General features: G+C 72.2%; 7 protein-coding genes. All 7 read left to right on the top strand.

Annotation, left to right across the window (positions count from 1 at the left end):
* A partial coding sequence (locus A6Q79_RS15915) for an RNA methyltransferase (RefSeq protein ID WP_317698742.1) occupies window positions 1-371 on the top strand: 371 nt, incomplete at its 5' end.
* A complete protein-coding gene (locus A6Q79_RS15910) occupies window positions 368-853 on the top strand; it encodes a 3-keto-5-aminohexanoate cleavage protein (protein ID WP_317698741.1) in 486 nt (161 codons plus the stop codon). The genes A6Q79_RS15915 and A6Q79_RS15910, both read left to right, overlap by 4 nt.
* A 24-nt stretch (window positions 854-877) precedes the next feature.
* The gene (locus A6Q79_RS15905; protein ID WP_067857197.1) at window positions 878-1906 is read left to right on the top strand and encodes a PAS domain-containing sensor histidine kinase; all 1029 of its coding nucleotides are present in this window, start codon (window positions 878-880) and stop codon (window positions 1904-1906) included.
* Window positions 1907-1970: 64 nt separating this feature from the next.
* A complete protein-coding gene (pheS, locus tag A6Q79_RS15900; RefSeq protein ID WP_067857199.1) occupies window positions 1971-3074 on the top strand; it encodes a phenylalanine--tRNA ligase subunit alpha in 1104 nt (367 codons plus the stop codon).
* A gap of 82 nt (window positions 3075-3156) precedes the next feature.
* Entirely contained in the window at window positions 3157-4320 is a 1164-nt protein-coding gene (locus A6Q79_RS15895) for a phenylalanine--tRNA ligase beta subunit-related protein (RefSeq protein WP_317698740.1), read from the top strand.
* Window positions 4211-5449, top strand: a complete 1239-nt coding sequence (locus tag A6Q79_RS15890; RefSeq protein WP_317698743.1) for a hypothetical protein — start codon at window positions 4211-4213, stop codon at window positions 5447-5449. Before A6Q79_RS15895 ends, A6Q79_RS15890 begins: the two co-directional genes overlap by 110 nt.
* A gap of 726 nt (window positions 5450-6175) precedes the next feature.
* A partial coding sequence (gene argG / locus A6Q79_RS15885; RefSeq protein WP_317698739.1) for an argininosuccinate synthase occupies window positions 6176-7215 on the top strand: 1040 nt, incomplete at its 3' end.

Here is a 7215-nt window from a genome sequence, read left to right as displayed (position 1 = left end):
GCGTCGACCCCACGAACCCGAAGGCCGTCCGCGCCAGCGCCGGCAGCCTGTTCCACCTGCCGGTGGTGGTCGAGCGCGACCACGACCTGGTCCTCGCCGCCCTCCGCGAGCGCGGCCTGCAGGTGCTCGCGACCGACGGCGAGGCCGACCTCGACCTCTTCGAGGCCGAGCGCGCGACGTCGCCCGTCGACCTCGCCGCACCCACCGCCTGGGTCATGGGCAACGAGGCACAGGGCCTGTCGGCGCAGGTGCGCGACGCGGCCGACCTGGCTGTGGCGGTGCCGATCCTCGGACAGGCGGAGAGCCTCAACCTCGCCACCGCGGCCGCGGTGTGTCTCTACGCCAGTGCCCGGGCGCAGGGGGCACGATGAGCAGCGTGCAGCAGGTGATCCTCCAGGCGTGCCTCAACGGCTCGCGCGACGTCGACGAGCACCCCGCCGTCCCGGTGACGGCGTCGAACTGGCACGAGCGGGGCGCCACCGACCTCGCGACGGCCCTCCACGAGCGAGGCGTGGCCGTGAACGCCGGGCTCTGGACCGAGGACGCCGCGCAGGCGTGGCTCGACTCCTCGTGGCCCGAGCGGACCGCGCTCGTCCTGCTCGAGCTCGCCGACGCACCCGATCAGGAGGAGACGGCGGAGCGTCTGCTCGAGCTCGTCCGCCCGACGGGTCTGCCCGTGCTGCTGCACGGCGAGGGCCGCTCGACGTGGCCGGTCCTCGAGCTCGCCGTGGCCCACGGCGTGTCGACGCGGATCGGGCTCGAGGACGTCGTCGAGGGACCCGACGGCGAGGCCGTCGACGACAACGCCGCCCTCGTGCGGATCGCGGTGGGCCGGGGTGCTCGTCGCGTCTAGTCCTTTGGTACTAGATTCCTCGCCATGGACCTCGACGACTTCCCGGACGGCGTGGTCATCGCCGGGGCCGACGGTGTCGTCGAGTACGTCAACGAACGCATCGAGCGGATGGCGCGCGCGGCGCCCGGGGAGATGCTCGGCATGCACCTGTCCGACGCGATGCCCTTCGACGACCTGAACGGCAACAGCTGGTACGACTCGACCCGCCCGTACGACGGTCTCAACATCCGCAACCGGTTGTCGGAGCAGTCCTGGTACTCCCCGCGCGGGAGCGAGTACCTCGTGACCGCGCGCCTGGTGCGGGACCGTCCCGGCGGCGCCGTCGTGCGCGTCGTCGCGAGCGTGCGCAACGCGAAGGTGCGCAACCAGCGCGACCGCGAGCGCTCCGACCTCGTCGCCACCGTCGCCCACGAGCTGCGCTCGCCGCTCACCGGCATCAAGGGGTTCACGTCGACCCTGCTGTCGAAGTGGGACCGCTTCTCCGAGGAGCAGCGCCAGTTCATGCTCGAGACCGTCGACTCCGACGCCGACCGGCTCAGCCGACTCATCACCGAGCTGCTCGACGCGGCTCGCATCGACGCCGGTCGACTGACCCTGCGGCGCGGACCGGTCAAGCTCGACGAGGTCGCGCGCGGCGTCCTGCGCAACATCTCCGCCGGCGGCGACCCGTTCGCGCTCGAGTCGCGCGGCGAGCCGTACCTCGTCTGGGGCGACGCCGACCGCATGACGCAGGTCGTCACCAACCTCGTCGAGAACGCGCTGCGGCACGGTCACGGTCTGCGCCGTGTCGTCGTCGAGCACCTGCCCGACGCCGGGGGAGCGGTCCTGGAGATCCACGACCAGGGACCCGGCATCCCCGAGGAGATGCGTCAGCGCGTGTTCAGCCGCTTCTGGCGCGCCGGCCCCGGAGCGGGCAGCGGTCTCGGCATGTACATCGTGCGCGGCATCGTCGAGCAGCACGGCGGCCGGATCGACATCGACGACGCCGAGGAGGGTGGCGCGCTGCTGCGCATCTGGGTGCCCGTCAACGAGCCCGACGCGCTCACCGACTGAGCTTCCACGCCGTCGCACGACCGACCGGTGCCGGGGCGTCCGCGCCGCTCACTAGACTGCTCGGGTGTCCGCCCCGAACTCCGACTACGACCCCAAGCAGGTCGCCGCGCTGGGCGAGGACGAGGTCGCGCAGGCGCGCGACGCCGCCCTCGCCGCCATCGAGGCCGCCGACTCGCTCGACGCGCTGAAGGCCGTGCGCATCGCCCACACCGGCGACCGCTCGCCGCTTGCGCTCGCCAACCGGGAGATCGGCGCGCTGCCCCCGCAGGCGCGCAAGGACGCCGGGAAGCGGATCGGCCAGGCCCGCGGCGCGGTCAACCAGGCGCTCGCCGCACGGGGGGCCGCGCTGGAGGCGCTGGAGGAGGAGCGTCGTCTCGTCGAGGAGACGGTCGACGTCACGCTGCCGACCGACCGCGAGCCCGTCGGCGCCCGCCACCCCATCACCACCATCCAGGAGCACGTGGCCGACCTCTTCGTGGCCATGGGCTGGGAGGTCGCCGAGGGCCCCGAGGTCGAGGCCGAGTGGCTCAACTTCGACGCGCTCAACCTGGGACCGAACCACCCCGCGCGCACGATGCAGGACACGTTCTGGGTCTCGCCGGAGCGGGCCGCGCTCGTGCTGCGCACCCACACGTCGCCGGTGCAGGCCCGCAGCATGCTGACCCGCACGCCCCCGATCTACGTCGTCTGCCCCGGCCGGGTGTACCGCACCGACGAGGCCGACGCCACGCACATGCCGGTCTTCCACCAGGTCGAGGGGCTCGCGATCGACCGCGGCCTCTCCATGGCGCACCTCAAGGGCACGCTCGACCACTTCGCCGCCGCCGTCTACGGACCCGAGGTCACGACGCGCTTCCGCCCGTCGTACTTCCCGTTCACCGAGCCGAGCGCCGAGGTCGACCTGCTCTGCTACGTCTGCCACAACGACCCCGGGGCCGTCGCCGACTGCGGCACGTGCCGCGGTGAGGGCTGGATCGAGTGGGGTGGCTGCGGCGTCGTCAACCCGCGCGTCCTCGTCGCCTGCGGCGTCGACCCCGAGGAGTACTCGGGCTTCGCCTTCGGCATGGGCCTGGACCGCACCATCACCAGCCGCTACGACATCGCGGACCTGCGCGACCTGTGGGACGGCGACATCCGCTTCACCGAGCCGTTCGGAGTGGGTCTGTGAACGAGCGTCAGCGAGGGAACCGTCAGATGACCAGCGACCTGCCCCCGAACCGTGATGCGCTCTCGACGGGGGTGGATCGCTGATGCGCGTACCCGTCGAGTGGCTGCGCTCCGTCGTGGAGCTGCCGGCCGAGGCGACCACCGAGGAGATCGCCGACCGGCTGACGATGTACGACCTCAAGCTCGAGGAGATCGTCGGCGGCGGCATCACCGGCCCGCTCACGGTCGGCCGCGTGCTGGCCGTCCAGCCGGAGAAGCAGAAGAACGGCAAGACCATCAACTGGTGCCGTGTCGACGTCGGGCCGGAGCGCAACGAGCCGTCGGTGCCCGACGCGCCGGGCGACGACGTGCCGTCGCGCGGGATCGTCTGCGGTGCACACAACTTCGGCGTCGGCGACCTCGTGGTCGTGTCGCTGCCCGGCACGCACCTGCCCGAGCTGGGCTTCGAGATCGGCTCGCGCAAGACCTACGGCCACGTCTCCGACGGCATGATCTGCTCCACCCGCGAGCTCGGCCTCCCCGACGACGAGACCAGCGCCGCGGGGATCCTCGTGCTCGAGCCGGGGTCCGCGACGCCGGGCGACGACGCGGTCACGGTCCTGGGCCTCGGTGACCAGACGCTCGACCTCGAGGTCAACCCCGACCGCGCCTACGCGCTCAGCCTGCGCGGCGTCGGGCGCGACGCCGCGCTCGCGTTCGACGTCCCCTTCGCCGATCCCGCCGACCGCCCGGTCCCGTCGGCCGACACGCCCGCCTACCCGGTGCGCGTCGAGGACCCCGAGGGGTGCCCGGTGTTCACGGCGCTCGTCGTCTCGGGCGTCGACCCCACCGCGCCGACGCCCGCCTGGATGGCCCGACGGATCACCGACGCGGGCATGCGGTCGATCTCGCTCACCGTCGACGTCTCCAACTACGTCATGCTCGAGCTCGGTCAGCCGAACCACTGCTACGACCGCGACCGCCTGCAGGGCGACGTCGTCGTCCGCCGGGCGCGCGAGGGAGAGCGGCTGGCGCGGCGTCGACCCCGAGCTGGCGCTGGTGGGCGCGGCCCGCGTGGCCGAGCTGCTGGTCGAGCTGGGCGGAGGCACCCTCGAGCCGGGCGCGACCGTGGTGGGCGAGGCGCCGGCCCGCGCCGCCGTGCGCGTGCCGGTCGACCTCCCGGCGCGGATCAGCGGCGTGCCGATCGCGCCCGAGGAGGCCCAGCGCACGTTCGAGCGCAACGGCTGCACGGTCGAGCGCGACGGTGACGTCTTCGTCGTCACGCCGCCGAGCTGGCGCTTCGACCTGAACGATCCCTACGACTTCGTCGAGGAGGCGCTGCGCACGGCCGGGTACGACCAGGTGCCGTCGGTGCTGCCGACGCCCACGGGCGGGCGGGGTCTCACCCGCCACCAGGAGCTGCGGCGTCGCGTCGGGCACGTGCTCGCCGGCGCGGGTCTCGTCGAGGTCACGACCCTGCCCTTCGCAGGACCGGCCGACCTCGACCGCCTCGGCATCGACGCCGACGACGTCCGTCGTCGCCAGGTGCTGCTCGCCAACCCGTTGTCGACCGAGGAGCCGGGTCTCACCACGACCCTGCTCGTGGGGCTGCTGCGGGCCGCGTCGCTGAACGTCGGCCGCGGCCACGAGTCGGTCCAGGTCAGCGAGGTCGGACGCGTGTTCCTCGCGCGCGAGGGTGCGCCGGAGGCCCCGATCTACGGCACCGACCGCCGCCCGACGCCCGAGGAGCTCGCGGCGCTCGACGCCGCCCTGCCGCACCAGCCGTTCCACGCGGGCTGGGTGCTGGTGGGGGAGCGCGAGCGGTCGGGCTGGGACGGCGCCGGTCGCCCGGTGGCGTGGTCCGACGCGGTCGCGGTCGCGCGCCGGCTGGCCGACGTCCTGCACGTCGAGCTGACGGTCGAGCAGGCCGCCACCGCCCCGTTCCACCAGGGTCGGTGCGCCGCGCTGGTGCTGGACGGCACGGTCGTCGGGCACGCGGGCGAGCTGCACCCGACCGTGCTGAAGGAGCACGGCCTCCCGCCGCGCTCGGTGGCCGGCGAGATCGACCTCGACGCGCTGCTCGCGGCCTCGCCCGCGATCGGCCCCCGGCCCGACTTCTCGACCTACCCGGTCGCGAAGGAGGACCTCGCGTTCCTCGTCGACACGTCCGTCACCGCCGAGTCGCTGCGCGCGGCACTGGCGTCGGCCCACGCCGCGGTCGAGTCGGTGCGCCTCTTCGACGTCTACACGGGCGCGCCCGTGCCGGATGGCCAGAAGTCGCTCGCCTTCGCCGTCCGCCTCCGCGCCCCCGACCGCACCCTCAAGGACACCGAGATCGCCGAGGCGCGCGCCGCCCTCGTCGCCGCCGGCGAGGCGCTGGGGGGCGTGCTGCGCTGAGTCGGGGCGGCTGGTCCCTGCTGGTGCGCTGCCGCAGGGGGTCTGGGCTTGCTGGTGCGCTGCCTGCGGGGGTCTCGTCCTGCTGGTGCGCTGCCTCGGCTGGTGCTGTGTCTGGTCCCCGAAAGGGCCTCGACCGGCGGCGGGCCTGGGGCTGGCTCGGGGTCTCGGGGTCTGGTCTGGGCTCGTGGGTGACGCAGGATTCGTCGTTTCTGCGTTCTGGGGCCAAGATTCTGCGTTTGCGCGTTCTATCGGTGGATCTGCAACCGCAGGAGCGCTTCTGCGGTTGAGAATCCACCGATGGCTGGCTGAGCGGCGGAAGGGTTCTTCCTTCGCGTGGAACGGTCCACACCAAGGAAGAATCGTTCGTCACCTCAACGCAAAGTGCACCCAAGATTCTTCATTCACGCGTGCGAGGCCGCACGCCTCTGCGTTAGCGACGGGATCCCGTAGGAAACGCAGAAACCTCAGCCTTCAACGCACGAACGCAGCATCGTGCGTCCACCCCAGCACCAACCCGCAGCCCGAGACCCCAGACCAGCGCGGTGCCAGCCGCCCGGTCGAGGCCCTCTCGGAGACCACCCGCAGCACCAGCCGAGGCAGCGCACCAGCAGGTCGAGTTCCCCGACGGCAACGCAGCAGCAGGACGAGACCAACGTCGGCAGCGCAGCAGCAGGCCAAGACACCCCCGCACTGCAAGACCTTGCAGGCGTGTGCAAGACTGTGAGCATGTCCAAGGTCCTCACCTCCCTGCCCGTCGGCGAGCGCGTCGGCATCGCCTTCTCCGGAGGGCTCGACACGTCCGTGGCCGTCGCGTGGATGCGCGACAAGGGCGCGGTGCCCTGCACGTACACGGCCGACATCGGCCAGTACGACGAGCCGGACATCTCCGGCATCCCGGGTCGGGCGATGCAGTACGGCGCCGAGCTGGCCCGCGCGATCGACATCAAGACCCCGCTGGTGGAGGAAGGCCTGGCCGCCCTCGCATGCGGCGCCTTCCACATCAAGTCGGCCGGGCGCACCTACTTCAACACGACGCCGCTCGGGCGGGCCGTCACCGGCACGCTGCTCGTGCGGGCCATGCACGAGGACGGCGTCGACATCTGGGGCGACGGCTCCACGTTCAAGGGCAACGACATCGAGCGGTTCTACCGCTACGGCCTGCTCGCCAACCCGGCGCTTCGCATCTACAAGCCGTGGCTCGACGCCGACTTCGTCAGCGAGCTCGGCGGGCGGACCGAGATGAGCCAGTGGCTCACCGAGCGCGACCTGCCCTACCGCGACAGCCAGGAGAAGGCGTACTCCACCGACGCGAACATCTGGGGCGCCACCCACGAGGCGAAGACGCTCGAGCACCTCGACGTCTCCCTCGAGACCGTCGAGCCGATCATGGGCGTGAAGTTCTGGGACCCGTCGGTCGACATCGACACCGAGGACGTGACCATCACGTTCGAGGCCGGACGGCCGGTCGCGATCGACGGCACCCGCTTCGACGACCCGGTCGCGCTCGTGCACGCCGCCAACACGATCGGCGGACGCCACGGTCTCGGCATGTCCGACCAGATCGAGAACCGCATCATCGAGGCCAAGAGCCGCGGCATCTACGAGGCGCCGGGCATGGCCCTGCTGCACATCGCCTACGAGCGGCTCGTGAACGCCGTCCACAACGAGGACACGATCGCCAACTTCCACGCCCACGGACGTCGGCTCGGCCGGCTCATGTACGAGGGCCGCTGGCTCGACCCGCAGGCGATGATGCTGCGTGAGTC

The sequence above is a fragment of the Aeromicrobium sp. REDSEA-S32_B7 genome (assembly GCF_001626145.1).
In the GTDB taxonomy this organism is placed as follows: Bacteria; Actinomycetota; Actinomycetes; order Propionibacteriales; family Nocardioidaceae; genus Aeromicrobium; species Aeromicrobium erythreum.
Note: the sequence above shows the minus strand (reverse complement) of the source record. Positions and strands in the feature narration are given on the sequence as shown.

Excerpts from the sequence above, each read along its gene's own strand:
- A6Q79_RS15910 (WP_317698741.1), top strand. The coding sequence starts at position 368 with ATGAGCAGCGTGCAGCAGGTGATCCTCCAGGCGTGCCTCAACGGCTCG.
- A6Q79_RS15905 (WP_067857197.1), top strand. The coding sequence starts at position 878 with ATGGACCTCGACGACTTCCCGGACGGCGTGGTCATCGCCGGGGCCGAC.
- A6Q79_RS15895 (WP_317698740.1), top strand. The coding sequence starts at position 3,157 with ATGCGCGTACCCGTCGAGTGGCTGCGCTCCGTCGTGGAGCTGCCGGCC.